This is a genomic window from Mesorhizobium sp. M0145, from assembly GCF_040322355.1.
Classification (GTDB): Bacteria; Pseudomonadota; Alphaproteobacteria; order Rhizobiales; family Rhizobiaceae; genus Mesorhizobium.
On sequence record NZ_JAMYTK010000024.1, the window covers coordinates 24570 to 41849 of the forward strand.

A 17280-nucleotide genomic window follows, 5' to 3' on the forward strand; every position below is an offset into this window, starting at 1 on the left:
AACGAACTCACGACTGGATAAAATTTGGGGGAAACGTCAGGGCGGCCATAACTTTGCAGTCTTCAGACGCGAGGCGGCGTACAACAGCGCTGCCCACCATGCTTGTGGCCCGCGACCCACACGGCTTTTCCCTTCACATCGTACATTATGCTTCCTTCATTATTACCGATGTCTGCATGACCTTGAGGTCTTCCCGCACCATTTCCGCGGCGAGCTCGCGCACGGATGTCTCATGCACCCAGCCGAGCTTCTCCTTCGCCTTGGTGGCATCGCCCAGGAGAAGATCGACTTCCGTGGGGCGGAAGTAGCGTGGGTCTACCTGGACTAGGCATCTGCCGGTCTCGACATCATAGCCCTTTTCGTCGACTCCCTCACCACGCCATTCGAGCTCGACGCCGACATCTTCGAAAACCCATTCGACGAATTGGCGGACAGGGGTCGTCTTGCCCGTCGCCAGCACGTAATCATCCGGTTGATCCTGCTGCATCATCATCCACATACCACGCACGTACTCACGCGCATGGCCCCAATCGCGTTGAGCATCGAGATTGCCGAGATAAAGCTTGTCCTGCTTGCCGAGGTAGATAGCAGCGGCGGCGCGGGTGATCTTGCGCGTCACAAAAGTTTCGCCGCGCAGTGGGCTTTCATGATTGAATAGAATGCCGTTGGAAGCATGGATACCATAGGCCTCGCGATAGTTGACCACGATCCAGTAGGCGTAGAGCTTGGCGGCGGCGTAAGGGCTGCGCGGATAAAAGGGCGTTGTTTCGTTCTGCGGTACGGATTGCACGAGGCCGTAGAGCTCTGAAGTCGAGGCCTGATAGAAGCGGGTCTTGTCCTTCAGACCGAGGAGGCGGATCGCCTCAAGAAGTCGCAATGTTCCGATACCGTCGGCGTTTGCTGTGTATTCCGGCGTTTCGAACGACACCTGGACATGGCTCTGAGCGGCCAAGTTGTAAATCTCGTCTGGCTGGGATTCCTGAACTACTCGGATGAGATTAGTCGCATCAGTGAGGTCACCGTAATGCAAAATTAGGCGCGGATCGGGATCGTGCGGGTCTTGGTAGATGTCTTCGATGCGACCCGTGTTGAAGGAAGAGGAACGTCGCTTAATCCCATGAACGACGTAGCCTTTTTCCAGCAGAAGACGCGTGAGATAGGCACCATCCTGTCCCGTTATGCCCGTAACCAGAGCAACTTTCCTGTTCTCGCCCATTTTCTTCCTGCTCTATGGTAGTTGAAGTTTCGAATCTGGCTCGCCACACCGGCGGCCCGCCTCATACCCTATGGTAGGATTTCGACAGATGCGGCGCGGAGCTCGTCATTGACAGTGTCAGCCAGCGAGCACACCTGCTCCTGCTTCGAGGCATAGCAAAACAGAGTCTCGCCGCTAACCTGCCTAAGTCGCACATGCGGCCTGAGTGCCGAACTCAGCTCACGGGGTGAGCGACATAGATTTCAATCACGTCGCACCCGATTTGCTCATCAATCAGCGAGTTAGGACGCCCTTCTGGGATTCTACATCCGTTCTCAAGCACGCACAGTCGGTTGCATAGCCGCTCCGCTTCTTCCACGAAGTGGGTGGCCAGTAGAATCGTATTGCCCTGCGCCAACAGGGCTCCCAGATAAAATGGCGAGCATGTGGGTCCAACCCACACTAGAACTCCACCATCCCTCTTTTGCGCTGACCAAGTAATCTTTGCCTGCTTCAGCGTCTTCTAATGGAAATTGTTTTGATCAGTGAAATCGATTGTTTGGATGAGGTGCATCCATAAAATGGATTGTTTGACAGGGCAGCGCGGCACCATCGGCGGCACAAAGTCGTGGGCACGAGGTTTCGCTCCGCGCGAAGACAAAATTCGTGGCAGTCGGGGGCTTCGGGCGAACCGCACATCTGAGACGGCGGCGAAAAGCCGGGTAGGGCATTACGTATTGACCTCCAAGGAATTTCGGGCGCGCTAGCCCGAAAACGGTGGCTGGGCTTCAACGATGGGCGGGACGAGGCGACCATCAAACTGTGTTTCATACTGTAGGCGATCGCAGTGCGGCGAATTTGAACGGCCGCCTTTGCCAGCCCTCGCCATCGCATCCGGCTACAGGTGCCGAAGATCTTCTCGATCCGAGTACAAATTCTGTGGATCGGTTGGTTCTAGGCGTCGAGCTTTCGGCCTCGTCGCGCCCCCACATAGCGGTTGCGACATGCGCGGCCTTCCACCCTTGGCGCGCACCGCGTCGCCGAGATGATTGCCTCGGTAGGCGCTGTCGGCAAACACTTCGCCGGGATTGTCGGGCAGAGCATCAGGAACGGCGTTGCCGTCCTCGGTGTGGGCGCCGTGACGGCGATCTCCTCGACAAGGGCCGTATCGGCGTAGGCACCGAAATGGGCTTTGAAGCAATGAAACGCTGGTCGGCGCTTGTACTTGACCCAATGGCCCTCTTCATCATCTTCGCTGGCCGAGGCGATGATCGCCGCATCGACAGGCGTGCCGATCTTCACCTGGATCGCTGAACTGGCCGGTGATCTCGGCGAACAACAGGGTCATGAACCTCAAGGGCCTGTCGAAAACGGACGAGAGCGGGTTCGCAGAGGTGTCGGCTCTGACACCGAGAACCCGCAGAACCGTCGGAACGATCCTCCACATGGCTGCAGACGCCAAAATTCCTCTCCCGGCCATCGTCGCACAGCATCGCGTGCCAGTCGCTCAGTCCAGCCGGCTCGAAAGCTATCCGGCAGGAGTTGCGCCATGTTGGCGCACTTGAAAGCGTCAGAGGGCGCCGTGTCGCATCTTTCGATGGGACCGGACGCCATGATGGCCATAAATGACGTGGATGGCCTGCGCCTGACATTCGACGGCTGGCGGGTCCTGCACATCCGTCCTTCAGGAAACGCCCGCAAATGACATGTTACGTTGAGGCAGTTAAGAATTGGACTTGAAAAAGGGACTTTGTGGACTGCCTCGACCGGCTGTTTCGCTTAGCAAAGCGCGGCCCCACGTCAGCAGAGGCTCATGGTCAAGGACCGCCTTAGTATCCATCACATGGATGGGCCACATCCACGCAATCAATTTTACACATGTCGCCGGGCGCATTAGAGAACGCTGAATTTAAACCGGAAGCGAGTGTACCCGGCGTCAAGATTTGCGAGCGTCACAGAGATAAGGATAGGCAGTGCTGAGGGAGCTCTTCTGCCCCACGCGCAGCCTCTACCAAATCGCCCGGCGTAACGATCGACTAGTATCGATTAAGAGATCCCAAGCCAGATGCAACCTCGTCTCTGAAACGAGATTTCCGAAAATGCAGGTCAGTGGATTGGTAAAGGGCCGGTTCGTCGTCTCTCAGAGGCGTACGGGGTTCGGTGATTGTCTGTGGTCGCTGGCGGCCGCTTGGCGCTACGCTCAGCGGTCGGGACGAACGCTAGCCGTCGACTGGCGCGGGTCCTGCTATCTCGACCAACCCTTCACAAACGCCTTTCCGGTGTTCTTCCAACCGATCAATGACATCGCTGGCGTACCGGCTATTTGCGACGACCGGATCAACGACTTTTCCTTCCCGGGTCCATTCTTCCCGGAATGGTGGAATAGGCCAGCGATCGACTGCCTTTACCGCCCAGATGAGCAGATTTTCCAAGAGCGCGACGAGTTGGGCGAGCTCTTTCAGGCCGAACACGATGTCGAAGCGAACACAGTAGTGTGTGACGCTTGCTTGATGTGGCGCTGCGATGAGGATGCCGAGCGGCAGGTCTTCCAGAGTGTCAAGCCTCGGTCTGAAATTCAAACACGCATAGATGCCATTTACCAGGAATGTTTTGAGGGGCACAGCATCATCGGGGTTCATGTTCGACATGGTAACGGTGAAGACATCATGGACCATGCCCCCTACTGGGCCGATCCGGAGTTCGCCGTTCGACAAGTGTGCACTGCGGTTGATAAGGCTAAAGCGTTACCGCACCCCAAGCCTGTGCGGCTGTTCTTGTGCACGGACAGCGAGCAAATCCTGGATCATCTGTCGGCCAAGTTTCCCGATCTTCTCACCGTCCCCAAGCATTTCCGATCCGATCAAGACGGCCCCTTACACACTGCAGCACTTGGGATGGACGGCGCAATTTCCGCCCTCGTTGAGATGTATCTTCTCGGGCGCTGCGATACTGTAATTCGGTTTCCTCCGACGAGCGCCTTTACACGATATGCACGCCTTTTCGTACCACGGGTAATTGAGTTCGATCTGAAGGAGCCAAGTCGTTTGATTTTGATAGAAGACAGCCAAAGAATCTCTGCTCTCAGTTAAGACCCGCCACCTGCACAATTCGGCGGATGCAACCAACAGGCATAGTTGAATGTCCATTTCTCATCGAGGCCATGGAAGCGTCGTACGATACCGATAGCGTCGTCATCTGAGGCCGTTCGGCAACGCGCCAGAACTTCGCTGTTACTCGGAGGCCGCAGACCAAGCCAGAGCGACGGCGATCGTGACGCTAACGCTCGAAAGGGCGCGGGCAATCACTCCAGAGACGAAATCGAGGTTGTTTAATGAAAGTGGTTCCCGTCATCATCAGCGGTGGAGCCGGATCGCGGCTATGGCCCGCTTCGAGGCAATCGCACCCCAAACCTTTCCTTAAAGTAGCAGATGGACATTCTCTCATTCAGCACACTTTGCTGCGCGTCGGTTCCATAAAGGGCGTAGTGGAACTCGTCGCCGTGACATCTGGGGAACACCTCTTCCTTACCAAGGACGAGTTCGACGAACTAGATTCCGTGGTCCTGCCACGCACCTTTCTGCTCGAGCCTGAAGGCCGGGATACGGCCGCAGCCGTTGCGGCAGCCGCCATCCATGCCAAGGCAACGCAAGGCCCTGACGCGATTCTATGCGTCTTCCCAGCCGATCACATGGTTGGCAACCTGCCTGCATTTTTAGACGTCATGTGCCGGGCCATCGAACATGCGAAGCTCGGGCGGATCGCCACATTGGGCATCACCCCAACCAGACCGGACACGGCATTCGGCTATATCGAAGCGGATGGTGAGAAAGTCGTCCGTTTCGTTGAAAAACCGGATCTGGACACAGCCAAAGCCTATATCGCGTCCAAGCGCTTCTTCTGGAACGCCGGCATTTTCTGCTTTAGCGCACAAACCATGCTCAACGAGATGGCATCGCATTGCCCCGCGGTGATCCAGGCCGTCTCCGACAGCTACGAGAACGGGCGCTTCAGTCAAGGCGAAGGCTTTGCCAAAATCGAACTCGCGCCTGAGCATTTCGGCTCCGCCCCGCGAATCTCGCTCGACCACGCTGTCATGGAGAAGACGAACAAACTTGCCGTGGTTGCCTGCGACATGGATTGGAACGACATCGGATCCTGGAACGCAATGGCCGATTTGATCGCCCCCGACGAAAGCGGGAACAGGATACGCGGCGATGTGCATATGGTCGACACGACCGGCAGCTATGTGAGCTCCGACAAGCGCGTCATCGGCACGGTCGGTGTCAGCGATCTGGTGATCGTCGATTCCCCGGACGCTTTGCTTGTCGCATCCCGCGACCGCGTTCAGGACGTCAAGAAGCTGTTCGAGGGCCTCAAGGCTTCAGGACATGAAGCTCACCTGGTCCATAGCACGGTACACCGGCCGTGGGGTACCTACACGGTTCTTGAGGAAGGCGAGCGCTTCAAGATCAAACGCATCGAGGTGAAGCCCGGTCGGCGGCTGAGCCTGCAGATGCACTATCATCGTTCGGAGCACTGGGTCGTGGTCAGCGGCTCCGCGAAAATCGTCAATGGCGAGCAGGAGTTGTTCCTGGCGACAAACCAATCAGCCTACATCCCCTGCGGCCATAAGCATCGGCTGGAGAACCCAGGCAGAATTGACCTGGTGATCATTGAAGTGCAGAGCGGCGATTATCTCGGCGAGGATGATATCGTTCGCTTCGACGACGTATATGGTCGAACGTAGATTCACCCGCATGACGAGAACGGTCAACGTGTCGCTGACTAATTACCACTAGGAAGGCCGTCTGCCCACTCAGGACCGGATGCTTGTGGAATCGGGAATTGACCAAGGCAGCGGCGAATGACCGCAATCGGCATCAGGGTGGGACAAATCAACCGGAAAAGACCGGAGAGCATAGTAACGCAACACAGTCCCACTGTCGAATAGCCTTTGATATTTCTGACTTTCCAAGCACCCTCAGGGCCCACCAAAGTTATATCAATGGGCTTATGGCCGACTTCGCTCTGAAGTGGGCCAAATCGAGCTCGCTATCCCCGCAGCACTCAGTTTGATTGTTTTCGTTGAAAACGAGCAAGGACAGGGGGAGGGCGATCTTGTGCTGGTTTCTATGTGTCCAATCTTGCTCCTGTTCGTCGTCAGGTTGTGTGCAGCCACATAGCGCGGCTATCGCGAGGCTGGAAGGCCTCCGATCGATAGGTGCGGCGAACGGCGGCAACGAGGTGCGAATAGGATGGCTGAGCGTATGATCGAGAATACCGCAGCTGCGGTCTAGCGCGAAATGCAGCGTCTGTGACTCATCGGTCATTGCAGCGCGATGAACCGGAAATCATGACCCTAAGGCGCCCTTCATCAGCCCACCAGCGCCGAGAAGAAGGCGAAGATCCGTCACAATGCCTACCTGTACCAAGGCTTCAAGCAGTTCACCGCGAATGTGAAGACCGCCAGCCATTGCTTCTTCATTTTCGGCCATTCGCTCGCTACGAATGACGACCACATCGTTAACCGCATAGCGCGTGGCAAGTTTCGCAAGCTCTGTGTTGGCATCTATGGTGAACCAGCATCCGCGGATAACCAGCGGATCATGAACCACGCGAACGAGCTAGCGGTGCAGCGCAACGAAAAATCGCCGCTTGATGTCGTCTTTTATGATGCTGCTACAGTTCATGTGTAAGTGCCCGGTGACGACCGCCTTCCGTGGCGGGGTTCGGATCGGATAGGGGTCGGGCTCTGGACGCTGAAGATAGTGTCCACGAGTGGGGCTTAATGGACACGATCGCGACGGATGGAGTGGCAGGCCAACATTCTCGTGGCGAGACGGCGCGCGCCCGCCGGCGCAAGTCATACACTCTCGAAGAGAAGCAGCGGCTGGTTGCCGAGAGCTGTGAGCCTGGGGCGTCGGTGTCGCTGGTGGCGCGGCGGCATGACATCAATGCGAACCTGTTGTTCGCGTGGCGCCGGCAGATGCGCACGCCGACGTCGGCGGCTTCGCCGCTGGAATTGGTCCCCGTCGAAGTTATCAGCAGCGCGTCGGCTGCCTCACCAGCCGCGGCGGCCGGGGCGGAACAGCGCGGCATGATTGAGATCGTCCTGGTCGGCGGTGTGCGCGTGCGGGTGGACGCCGAGGTCACCGAGGCAGCGCTGCGGCGGGTGCTGTCGGCTCTGAAGGCGGTGGCATGATAGCGCCTGGGTCTGGGGTGCGGGTCTATCTGGCGACGCAGCCGTGCGATATGCGCAAAGGGATGGATGGCTTGGCCGCCCAGGTCCAGAACGTGCTGGCCGCCGATCCCTTCTCCGGGGCGCTGTTCGTGTTCCGGGGCAAGCGCGGCGACATGTTGAAGATCCTGGCCTGGGACGGAAGCGGGCTGTGCCTGTTCGCCAAGCGCTTGGAGCAGGGAAAGTTCGTCTGGCCGCCGATCGTGGCGGGTCGGCTTCAGCTGACAGCGGCCCAGTTGGCCTTGCTCGTCGAAGGGATCGACTGGCGGCGGACAGTTGCGCCGGAACCGGTCACGCGCCCGGAATCCATCTAAATAAGTTCCTGATTCCAAGCATTTATCCTCGCTCGCGAGTCATGACTTTGCTATAAGCCGGCATGTCTCTCGCCACTGCGGAATTGCCGTCGGATCCGGACGCGCTGCGCGCGTTCGCGGCGGCTTTGCAGGCCGAGCTCTACGCCAAGACGCTGCATATCGAGAAGCTGAAAGCCCAGTTGGCGACGCTGCGGCGCGCGCGCTTCGGCCAGTCGTCCGAGAAGCTCGATCGGCAGATCGATCTGCTCGAGCTGATCATCGGCGATCTGGAGGAGGCCGAGGCCGCCAGCGAAGCCCGCCACGATGCGACTGCGGCGATGCCAGGCGCGATGCCGGCGCCGACCAGGCCACAGCGCGTGGGCAATCGCCGACCGCTGCCCGATCACCTGCCGCGCGAGCTCATCACCCACGCCGGGGTTTGCGCCTGCCCGGCCTGCGGTTCCGAGCGGCTGCGCAGGATCAGCGACGATGAACGCGAGGTGCTGGAATATGTGCCGTCACACTTCAAGGTCGTCGTGCATGTGCGGCCGAAACTGAGCTGCCGGGACTGCGAGGCCATCACCCAGCCGATGATGCCCAGCCTGCCGATCGAGCGCGGCAGACCCGGCCAAGGGCTGATCGCGCACGTGCTGGTGTCCAAATATTGCGACCACCTGCCTTTGAACCGACAGTCCGGCATCTACCCCCGCGAGGGCGTCGACCTGGATCGATCGACCCTGGCCGACTGGGTCGGACGGGCCGCCTGGCTGGTCGCGCCGGTGGCCGAGCGCATCGGCGACTACGCTCGCGCCGGCCCGGCCATCCATGCCGACGACACGCCGATTCCGGTTCAGGATCCCGGACGCGGGCGCACCAAAAGCGGCCGGCTATGGGTCGTTGTGCGCGACGAAGGCACCTGGGGCTCGCCCAATCCGCCGGCGGCTTTCTATCGCTACTCACCTGACCGCAAGGGCGAGCACGCCCACGCTCTGCTGGCGCCGGCATCCGGCTTCCTGCACGCCGACCCCTATGCCGGCTTTGACAAGCTCTACGAACCGGATCCGATCACCGGTCGCCCGCGCCTGGAGCCGGTCGCGTGTTGGGCCCATGCCAGGCGCGAACTGTTCGACGAGCACGCTAAGACCAAATCGCCGATCGCGCGTCAGGCATTGGACAAGATCGGCGCGATCTTCGCCGTCGAGCGCGACATCAACGGCCGGAGCGCCGAAGTTCGTCTGGCCGTGCGCCAGGCTCAGAGCGTGCCGTTGCTGGCCGACCTCAAGAATTATCTGGAGGCCAGCCTGGGCAGGATCAGCCGCAAGGGGGACCTCGCCAAGGCCATCCGCTACAGCCTCAATCGCTGGGAGGCGCTCTGCCGCTTCACCCAAGATGGCCGTCTCGAGATGACCAACAATGCCGCCGAACGGGCGATCCGCCCCCTGACGCTCGGACGACGCAACTGGACCTTCCTTGGCTCGGACTCCGGCGGCGAGCGCGCCGCGGTCTTCTACACCCTGATCCAGACCTGTAAGTTGAACGGCATCAATCCGGAGGCCTATCTCGCCGACCTGATCGGCCGCGTCAGCGACCATCCAGCCAATCGCATCGACGAGCTTCTCCCCTGGAACTGGCGCCCCCGATCCGACACCAGACTGGCGGCCTGACCGTGGCCGCGATCACCCGGGTCTACACCCTCCCGCTTGCCGCCGAAATGCTCGGCGAGGACGCCGAGCTGCTGTGGGAGGTCTATGTCGACATGGAACCGGAGGACGGTTGCCTCTGGGTCTACGGGCCCGACGATCAACAGATCCCCGCCTTCACAGACTTCGGCCTCGAATGCCTGACCGACTTCATCCGCGAACACAAAGCCAATCGCGGCAGAGGTCAAAATGATGGCCGGTAAGAGCCCCGGGTCATGACCGGGCGCTTACGTTCATGTCTGGGGTTTAGGCTTAGAAGCGGAATGACTGCCAACCAGGTCATCGAGCCGGAAACTGACCGGCCGGTCGGCCCAAAAATGACATTCAGTTGCCTCCAGCCTTTCGACACGAGCCACTTCACGATCTCGCGATTGCCAGCTAGCGGCTTGTTGCTCGAGCTGCGCGATCCTAGTCTGTGGTCGCTATGCCTCAGCAATAAGAATCCGGTTCCTAGCCGGGCGGAGGCGCAACGAGATAGCCAGCTCAGGACAAGGAGAGCAAACCATGGTCGCTTTTACCCTCAATGGCGAGGCGCGAACACTCGACGTCGATCCAGAGATGCCGCTGCTCTGGGCGATCCGTGACGGCATCGGACTCACAGGAACGAAATTCGGTTGCGGCCTTGCCCAGTGCGGCGCTTGCACGGTTCACGTTAACGGCATGCCGACGCGCTCGTGCCAGACCGCAGTCGGGGACATCGAAGGAGCCTCGATCACCACCATTGAGGGCGTGTCGGGCAAGATCGGCGAAACGGTCCAGGCCGTGTGGGCCGAGTTCGACGTACCTCAATGCGGCTATTGCCAGTCTGGCCAGATCATGTCGGCCGCGGCCCTCCTGACAGAGACGCCGAAGCCGACGGACGATGATATTGATTCGGCGATGAGCGGCAATCTCTGCCGCTGCGCCACCTATCATCGCATCCGCGCGGCCATCCACGAGACCGCCAACCGGCTGGAGACTTGAGGCATGTTGCAGTTTCTCCCGAAGCATAATGCCGTGGGACCCACGCGCCGCCAGTTCCTCCTCGGCACGGCCGTCACCACCGCGAGCCTCGCCGTGGGCTACCGGCTAATGATGGCCGCGCCCGCCAACGCACAAACGACGCTTGCAACGGTCCAGGCGAACCCCTTCCAGACCTATGTCGAGATCACACCGGAGAACCGAATCGTCGTCCACTCGTCGCAGTTCGAGATGGGACAAGGCTCCTATTTCGGCATCGCCACCCTGGTTATGGAAGAGCTCGACGGCGCCTGGGCGCAGGTCCACGTGGTCGGCGGATATGGCAATACCGCGCTCTACGGCAATCTCGCCTGGGGCGGGGCCGCGCAGGGAACCGGTGGCTCCACGTCGATGAGCTCGTCGTGGGAGCGCTACCGCAAGGCGGGTGCTGCCGCACGGGCCATGCTGGTGGCGGCCGCGGCGCAGCGGTGGGACGTGCCAGCCGGCGAGATCACAGTCGCTTCCGGGGTCGTGTCGCACGCCTCAGGGATGCAGGCGCGCTTCGGTGACCTGGCTGAAGCCGCAGCGGGAATGCCGGTTCCCGACGACGTGCCGCTAAAGCCGCGCGACAAGTGGGCCCAGATCGGATCGGACAGCCTCAAGCGCTACGATTCCGCCGGCAAGACGAATGGCGCGCAGACCTACACGATCGACCTCAAGATGGATGGACTCAATACGGCCGTTATGATCCATCCGCCGAAGTTCGGCGCTGTGATCGAGAGCTTCGACGCCTCCAAGGCCAAGGCACTCCACGGCATTGTCGATGTCGTCCAGACGCCGCGCGGCATTGCCGTGGTTGGCAGGGACATGTGGACGGCGCTCAAGGGCCGCGATCTCGTGGAGGTGACCTGGAACGAAGAGAAGGCCGAAAGGCGCGGCACGGCCGAGATCATGGCCGAATACACTAAGGCAGCAGACGATCCGGGCGCGGCCACCGCGCGCGACGACGGTAACACTCCCGCAGCGTTGGCCAGTGCTGAGAAAGTCATCCAAGGGCACTACGAATTCCCCTATCTTGTCCATGCTTCGATCGAGCCACTCAACGCGGCCGCCCGAATCAACGAAGACGGCACCATCGACGTCTGGGGCGGACACCAGATGCCCGACCTTTATCAGGCGGCTGCCGCTCAAGTAGGCGGCACCACGCCGGACAAGGTGAGGCTGCACGTGATGAAGACCGGCGGCAGCTTCGGCCGCCGAGCGGTCTCGGACGCAGATCTCATTATCGAAGCTGTTTCCACAGCGCGTGCACTGGGACCCGGCAAGCCAGTGAAGGTGCAGTGGACCCGCGAGAACGACATGCGGGGTGGGCGGTACCGGCCGGTCTATGTGCACGCAGTCAAGGCGGGGCTCGACAAGGAAGGCAATGTCGTCGCTCTCCATGACCACATCGTGGGCCAATCGATCGCGGGCGGTTCGCCCTTTGCGGCGATGATCGAGAACGGCATCGATCCGACCTCCGTGGAGGGCGCCACCAACCTGCCCTATGCGATCCCGAACCTGAAGGTCGAGCTGACCACGACGGACGTGAACATCCCAGTGCTGTGGTGGCGTTCGGTAGGCTCCACCCACACCGCTTACGCAATGGAAACCCTGATCGATGAGCTCGCCGCCGCTGCGAACCGTGATCCGGTTGATTTCCGCTTGTCGATGCTCGGTCACCATCCACGGCATGCCGGCGTGCTGAAATTGGCTGCTGAGAAGGCAGGCTGGGACAAGCCTCTGCCGGAAGGCCGTTTCCGCGGCGTGGCCCTGCATGAAAGCCTCTCCACCTATGTCGCCGAGGTGGTGGAGATCACCTTCAACGATGGAAATGATTTCAAAGTCGACCGCGTCGTCTGCGCGGTAGATTGCGGCACCGCGATAAATCCTGACCAGATCCGCGCTCAGATGGAGGGCGGTATCGGCTTCGGGCTAGGCGCGATCCTCCAGGAGGAGCTGACCCTGACGGGCGGTGTCATAGACCAAGAGAACTACGACACCTATACGCCGCTCAGGATCGAGCAGATGCCGCGCGTCGAGGTGCACATTGTGCCGTCCGACGAGCCGCCCACGGGCGTTGGCGAGCCCGGTGTGCCGCCGATCGGCCCGGCCGTCGCCAACGCGCTACGGGCGGCGACGGGCAAGACGATCCGCAAGCTGCCGATCATAAAGAACTTGTCAGCATAGCCGGGAATGACACCATGAAAACGGCCGCGATGAAGATCGCGGTCGTAGGTCGTTTTTGAACGCCTCCTGACAGGCGATCACCTCCATTCGATCAATTTCCGGCGGCTGCCCGGTTCAATATCCGGTTTAGAGACGGTAACCCGTGTTTCTGAACGACCGCAGACGGTCGTTGGTGCTGGTAGCACTGAAGAACCGCTTTCGAGACGCAAATGCCGCACGCAAATGTCTCGAAAGGGTCACGCTAGAGACTTTTGTACCACCTATTGCATGTCTGCTATCGCTTTCTGGGCGCGAGGAGCGGCCGGTCCTCTGACGGCCCCATAACAGGACATTGATGTCTTCGCGCTGAGCGTCAGCAGTTGGCTCTACCGCGACCTTTCTCAGGAAGGCTGCACACCGACGCGATCTTCCTTTCACCTTGCGCAAACCTCCCTTCCGAGTGAGGCGTTCAGTGCGTCGGCTTGGTGGACTGAGGCACTTCTGAGTGGGACAACAACATTGAAAAACATTGGAAAAGATTTGAATGCTCTGAAGTCCCACTGATCTCTTACCAATTGATTTTTATGGCTTTCTGAATACCCTCCGGGCCCACCATGACCATTGATTTTGTTTATAAAAAGTGGCCTCGGCCCAAAAACGTTTTGGGCCCGTTATGGGCCCAACAAAAAGGGCGGCCGATAGGCCACCCTGCATGTGGTCGGTTTGAAACCGCTCATTTGATGACGCGCAGCGGTGTCCGTTGCTTCATGGCGTCGCGTTTGGCCTCCCGCTCGTTAATGGCGCGGGCGATATCGACAGCCATCCGTTTCTTATTGGCCTCTCGCACATACTCGTCTGTTACCGTCATTGAAGAATGCCCCATCGCCTCCATGATAGCGCGCGCTTGGATGTTGCATTCGGCGAGATACGTACCGAAGGTACGGCGCAGCCCGTGCAGGGTGTAGCCCTCCGGGATGCCGGCTTGCTTGTTCCAATGTGCCATCATGCCGGTGAGGCTCTTTTCGGAGAACGGACGCCCATAGCCGTTCTTCAATACCGTGCCACCCTTAGAGCGATCTAGTGGCACTAAAGCTTGCGCCAGCTTGTCCACAACAGGGATGAACATCTCGCGCCCGCCATGACGATTTTTCTGCTGTCGGAAGTCGAAGGCTTCGATTGTTTCCAAGGAGCCATCGAACAATTCGATCTCCTCCTCGAAGACCAAATCGTCCCACTCCAGTGAGGCGATATCGCCGCGTCGGTTGCCGAGCCAGAAACCGAGCGCATAGCAGGTGCGCGGCGCTGAGCCGATTGGATGGTGCGCCTCGAACTTTTCACGAATGGCGATCGGCCAGGCGGGATTGGCAGTCGATTTTGGAATACGGACGCGGATCGACAGCGAGGGATCGTCCTGCGGTTTGATCCATTTCTCAACTTCGATCGCCACCCACAGGAGCTTCTTGATTGCCACCAGCAGGTGCTTGGCAACCGTCCGGTTGGTGGCAAAGACACTTTCGATAATCGCACGCAGATGGTCGGCATCGAGATGTTCCACCGGCGTGTTGCGCCAAGTCAACGGATAGGCAGGATCGACCTGCATCTGAAGGAAGCGCTCAATAAGCCGAGCATTCTTCTGCTGCGTCGCTTCGTCGAAGTCCAGCCATTCCATCGTCGCTTCAAGTCGGCGCGCAGCATGACCAAATGTCTTTGGCAACGCCCGACCGGGCAAGTCAATGATGACGGCCTTTTGACCTTGGCCTTGCGTTGCCTGTTCATAGGCGGCTTCGAACTCAGGATCGCCTGGTCCGCCAGGAAGCCGAATTTCGGGCATTCCTTTGCCGCGATAGCGATAGACGAGCTTTCCGTTCTTGATGCGCGACGAAACGCCGGGGTAGCGGATATCTTTGAATGGCCTGGCCATTAAATCTCCCTTTGAGTTTTCCGCTGCCGTTGCTCAACAGGCGGGGAATCCTCCAGCATTGCCTGAAGCGAAAGGGTCTTGCTTTCTATAGCAACGCGCAGGAGTACCGGGTAAGGGAAGCCCCGACCTTGCTCTATGCCTTCAAAAGTGCGTTTCGGTATTCCCAAGACCTTGGCTGCACTCTCGGCGGTGAATCCTCCCTTCGCCCGCCAGGCTTTCACTTCTCGCGCGAGCTTTTCATTGTCGTTCACGTCATCTCATCCGCTCAGGCGATGACTGTACTACGCCTGCAGCGTATACGCAATGTGCGTAGTTGCTTATCTCCTTGTCGGCTCTCGTTTGCTCCGCTCCAATAGTTGTTGGAGACCATTGTCTTTGTCTGGCAGGGCGGAGAAAGCGATATCGAGCGCCACACGATCCCAGATCGCGCGACTGTTGACGTGCTTAGGCCTCGGCATGCGGCCGTCAGCAACCATGTCGTCGAATAGTGTCGATCCGACGCCGACATAGCGCGCTGCTTCCTCACGAGAGAGGCCGCGGGGCGGGTACGAAAGCGCGTCACTCTTCATAGACGCGGCCTCGAGAACGTCGGTACTGAAACAGCACAACGATATCAAATCCAGGCGGTTGACTGTTTCGACAAGCCTCGGTCCCGGTAAACGGGGCCATATTGCACTCGGCACAACAAATCCACATCCCGCACATCCGGCAATGAAGAGACCGTGTTGCCCAAGATAAGAGATGTTGCGTGGTGCGGAAGCTGCTTGGCCGGCTCGTTCGGGAAAGGCGAGTAGCGACGTGCAAATCGGACAGGGTAAGATGCGGCAGAATGTTTCGGTGCTGACGTCGGGGGTTCAAGTCGCTAGAGGCTGTTGAAGGTGCGTTCGGCGGCGATATCGACTATGCCATGCTGATCAAGCTCTATGGCACTTCGCCTGACAGCGCCAAGGGCCGCTATAGCCCCGCCGAATGCACTGGCGCGCGGAAAGAACGGATCGAAGGAAATCCTGACATCAAGCATGTCAGCACGTCATTTGCGGAACGCCAGAACCTGACCATGCGGATGCACATGCGCCGCTTCACTCGCCTGACCAATGGCTTTTCCAAGAAGGTGGAGGCTCACGCCAATGCGGTGGCGTTGCATTTCATGTACTACAATTTTGTTCGCATCCATGCCACGTTGCGCATGACGCCTGCGATGGCCACTGGCGTCACTGACAAGCTTTGGGAGATTGGTGACATCGTTGCGCTGATCGAAGCGAGAGAAGCCGAGAAACCGGCTATTCGCGGCCCTTACAAAAAGAGCCTTTCAAGCTAGCCGTCGCCTTCGGACGTTGGCTCATACTGCTTAGCGGAACGCATGGGAGGGAAGGATGCGTGTCACAAGCCTGTTTTTCCTATTAGCCGGTCTCACGATGCCAATTGCAGCCTTCGCTCAAGGCGAAGTATCGGTCGAACGAGGGTTGCAGGTATCAATCATCGGCGGGTGTCACGATTGCCATACCGAAGGCTACCGGGAAACAGAAGGCAAGATTGATCCTGAAAAGGCTTTAATGGGCAACTCGGTCGGTTGGCGCGGTCCTTGGGGCACGACCTATGCGACCAATCTTCGGATAGATGCTTCGGTAATGACCGAGCGTGGATTTGTAGGGATGCTGAAGCGCCTTGGTACAATCTTCGAGCGATGGACGAGAGCGATATGCAATCGCTCTATCAATACATTAGGTCGCTCGGCAAACACGGGAAGCCGGCCCCCAGTCGCATTCGCCCTGATAAGGAACCGACGACGCCATACGTTCAACTTGTGCCACCCCAAATGCCGAAGAACTGACAAATATGCCCAGAGCTGAGCGAAGAACGGCGCCCCGGCAAAAAGCGCAGCGTCAGATTTCAAACTGACCCACTACCCGGAATTCTCTTCACTAGACATCCGGCTCCCGTTTGAGGACTATTGGTCCAATCGGGCTGCGATACGTCCATGAATTTAGGGAAATGGCTGCAGAGCCTCGGTCTTGTTCAATATGAAGCTTCGTTCCGTGAGAACGGGATAGACAGCGAAGTGCTGCCTGACCTTACGGACGCCGACCTGGAAAAGATCGGCGTGCTTCTCGGGCATCGCAAGCGGTTGTTGAAGGCAATCGAACGCCTTGGTGCGCGGCAATTGGAACCCGAGCCCATAGAGCCGACGACGCCGCATGTCGACACAGCTGAGCGACGTCAGATTACAGTTATGTTCTGCGATCTCGTCGGCTCGACGCAAATGTCGACACGGCTGGATCCGAGGAGATGCGCAACGTACTGCGCGCTTACCAAGAAGCCTGCTCCGTCATCATCGCCCGGTACGGGGGGTTTGTTGCGAAGTTCATGGGTGACGGCGTGTTGGCCTATTTCGGCTATCCGCTTGCCCATGAAGACGACGCGGAGCGTTCCGTGCGTGCCGCTCTGGAGATCGTAGCTGCGGTTGCCACGGTTGAAACGGCGGCAGCAGGCACACTCCAGGCGCGCGTCGGAATTGCGACTGGCCTGGTGGTGGTGGGGGACGTGATCGGCCATGGTGCATCGCGCGAGCATGCGGTGGTCGGCGATACGCCGAATCTCGCGGCCCGGCTTCAGGGTCTGGCGAACGCAGGTCGCATCGTCATCGCGTCTTCGACGCGCCTACTACTTGGCGAGGTATTCGAGCTCAAGGCCCTGGGCGTCCACGTCATCAAAGGCTTTGATGCTCCGGTTTCGGCCTGGGAGGTCCTCCGCGAGACGGAGAACGTCAATCGGTTCGAGGCGTCCCG

The 17280-nt window shown here is 59.3% G+C and carries 16 protein-coding genes and 4 pseudogenes; 14 read left to right on the forward strand and 6 right to left on the reverse strand.

Features of this window, described 5'->3' with window-relative positions:
- Positions 1-145: 145 nt before the first annotated feature.
- From gmd to NKJ28_RS26400, 3 genes and pseudogenes are all read right to left on the reverse strand, one after another.
- Positions 146-1216, reverse strand: coding sequence for a GDP-mannose 4,6-dehydratase (gene gmd, locus NKJ28_RS26390; protein WP_023718702.1), 1071 nt, complete (start codon positions 1214-1216; stop codon positions 146-148).
- A 131-nt stretch (positions 1217-1347) separates the two neighbouring features.
- Positions 1348-1654, reverse strand: a pseudogene (locus NKJ28_RS26395) (nodulation factor ABC transporter ATP-binding protein NodI); the annotation flags it as partial.
- 495 nt (positions 1655-2149) lie between these two features.
- Positions 2150-2497, reverse strand: a complete 348-nt coding sequence (locus tag NKJ28_RS26400) for a hypothetical protein (protein ID WP_352637547.1) — start codon at positions 2495-2497, stop codon at positions 2150-2152.
- Positions 2498-2744: 247 nt separating this feature from the next.
- On the opposite strand from NKJ28_RS26400, the gene NKJ28_RS26405 reads away from it, so the two are divergent.
- From NKJ28_RS26405 to NKJ28_RS26450, 10 genes are all read left to right on the forward strand, one after another.
- Positions 2745-2900: a hypothetical protein gene (locus NKJ28_RS26405; protein WP_352483792.1), complete on the forward strand. Its 156-nt coding sequence runs from the start codon at positions 2745-2747 to the stop codon at positions 2898-2900.
- Between the two features lie 394 nt (positions 2901-3294).
- Entirely contained in the window at positions 3295-4284 is a 990-nt protein-coding gene (locus NKJ28_RS26410; protein ID WP_352637548.1) for a nodulation protein NodZ, read from the forward strand.
- Between the two features lie 242 nt (positions 4285-4526).
- Positions 4527-5942 carry a mannose-1-phosphate guanylyltransferase/mannose-6-phosphate isomerase gene (locus NKJ28_RS26415; protein WP_352637549.1) on the forward strand — a complete coding sequence of 472 codons (1416 nt, stop codon included), beginning with the start codon at positions 4527-4529 and terminating at the stop codon, positions 5940-5942.
- Between the two features lie 676 nt (positions 5943-6618).
- Positions 6619-6891: a DUF4917 family protein gene (locus NKJ28_RS26420; RefSeq protein ID WP_352637591.1), complete on the forward strand. Its 273-nt coding sequence runs from the start codon at positions 6619-6621 to the stop codon at positions 6889-6891.
- Between the two features lie 92 nt (positions 6892-6983).
- Positions 6984-7397, forward strand: coding sequence for an IS66-like element accessory protein TnpA (tnpA, locus tag NKJ28_RS26425; protein ID WP_352637550.1), 414 nt, complete (start codon positions 6984-6986; stop codon positions 7395-7397).
- Positions 7394-7747, forward strand: a complete 354-nt coding sequence (gene tnpB / locus NKJ28_RS26430) for an IS66 family insertion sequence element accessory protein TnpB (RefSeq protein ID WP_352637551.1) — start codon at positions 7394-7396, stop codon at positions 7745-7747. The genes tnpA and tnpB overlap by 4 nt, the downstream gene beginning before the upstream one ends.
- Before the next feature lie 62 nt (positions 7748-7809).
- Positions 7810-9390, forward strand: coding sequence for an IS66 family transposase (gene tnpC / locus NKJ28_RS26435; protein ID WP_352637552.1), 1581 nt, complete (start codon positions 7810-7812; stop codon positions 9388-9390).
- A gap of 2 nt (positions 9391-9392) precedes the next feature.
- Positions 9393-9629 (forward strand): hypothetical protein, encoded by a 237-nt coding sequence (locus tag NKJ28_RS26440; RefSeq protein ID WP_352637554.1) that lies wholly within the window; start codon positions 9393-9395, stop codon positions 9627-9629.
- A 301-nt stretch (positions 9630-9930) separates the two neighbouring features.
- Positions 9931-10389 carry a (2Fe-2S)-binding protein gene (locus tag NKJ28_RS26445; RefSeq protein ID WP_352637555.1) on the forward strand — a complete coding sequence of 153 codons (459 nt, stop codon included), beginning with the start codon at positions 9931-9933 and terminating at the stop codon, positions 10387-10389.
- 3 nt (positions 10390-10392) lie between these two features.
- Positions 10393-12594 carry a xanthine dehydrogenase family protein molybdopterin-binding subunit gene (locus tag NKJ28_RS26450; protein WP_352509242.1) on the forward strand — a complete coding sequence of 734 codons (2202 nt, stop codon included), beginning with the start codon at positions 10393-10395 and terminating at the stop codon, positions 12592-12594.
- A gap of 712 nt (positions 12595-13306) precedes the next feature.
- On the opposite strand, the gene NKJ28_RS26455 is transcribed toward NKJ28_RS26450, so the two are convergent.
- The 3 genes from NKJ28_RS26455 to NKJ28_RS26465 form a co-directional block, all read right to left on the reverse strand.
- On the reverse strand, positions 13307-14494 hold the full coding sequence (locus tag NKJ28_RS26455; protein WP_352637557.1) for a tyrosine-type recombinase/integrase: 1188 nt from the start codon (positions 14492-14494) through the stop codon (positions 13307-13309).
- Positions 14494-14745: a helix-turn-helix domain-containing protein gene (locus NKJ28_RS26460; protein ID WP_023680045.1), complete on the reverse strand. Its 252-nt coding sequence runs from the start codon at positions 14743-14745 to the stop codon at positions 14494-14496. The genes NKJ28_RS26455 and NKJ28_RS26460 overlap by 1 nt, the downstream gene beginning before the upstream one ends.
- A 66-nt stretch (positions 14746-14811) precedes the next feature.
- Complete coding sequence (locus tag NKJ28_RS26465; RefSeq protein WP_031212899.1) at positions 14812-15063, reverse strand: hypothetical protein; 252 nt, start codon at positions 15061-15063, stop codon at positions 14812-14814.
- Positions 15064-15356: 293 nt separating this feature from the next.
- Here NKJ28_RS26465 and NKJ28_RS26470 point away from each other — a divergent pair.
- The 4 genes and pseudogenes from NKJ28_RS26470 to NKJ28_RS26485 form a co-directional block, all read left to right on the forward strand.
- Positions 15357-15812 (forward strand): annotated as a pseudogene (locus NKJ28_RS26470) (IS1 family transposase); the annotation flags it as partial.
- Positions 15813-15867: 55 nt separating this feature from the next.
- Positions 15868-16344: a hypothetical protein gene (locus NKJ28_RS26475; RefSeq protein WP_352637558.1), complete on the forward strand. Its 477-nt coding sequence runs from the start codon at positions 15868-15870 to the stop codon at positions 16342-16344.
- A gap of 128 nt (positions 16345-16472) precedes the next feature.
- A pseudogene (locus tag NKJ28_RS26480) lies at positions 16473-16631 on the forward strand (SAM domain-containing protein); the annotation flags it as partial.
- Between the two features lie 149 nt (positions 16632-16780).
- A pseudogene (locus tag NKJ28_RS26485) lies at positions 16781-17197 on the forward strand (adenylate/guanylate cyclase domain-containing protein); the annotation flags it as partial.
- Positions 17198-17280 lie beyond the last annotated feature (83 nt).